Source organism: Mesorhizobium sp. WSM4989 (assembly GCF_029625795.1).
In the GTDB taxonomy this organism is placed as follows: Bacteria; Pseudomonadota; Alphaproteobacteria; order Rhizobiales; family Rhizobiaceae; genus Mesorhizobium.
In genome coordinates this window covers 1-248 of record NZ_JARTVN010000060.1, presented here as the reverse complement: position 1 = coordinate 248, position 248 = coordinate 1, and the positions used below count along the sequence as shown (strand labels likewise).

Below are 248 nucleotides of genomic sequence, written 5' to 3'. Positions count from 1 at the left end.
GGACCAAGGGACGATCGGGGCCCGAGGGACGATCGGAGCCCAAGGGACGATCGGAGCCCAAGGGACGATCGCCAGTTCCGCGATGATCGCGGCCCGAGAGAAGACCGAGCGCCCCGTGAGGACCGCGCGCCCCGCGACGACCGCGGCCCGCGCGACAATCGCCAGAACGGCTACCAGCGCCGCAATCGGGATGAAGAAGGCGGGGAGGGCTACCAGCCCCGGGACTTCCGCAACAACCGCCGCGAGGA

The 248-nt window shown here is 71.0% G+C and carries 1 pseudogene; it reads left to right on the top strand.

Features of this window, described 5'->3' with window-relative positions:
* Window positions 1-129, top strand: a pseudogene (locus P9217_RS30310) (30S ribosomal protein S6); the annotation flags it as partial.
* Window positions 130-248: the final 119 nt, after the last annotated feature.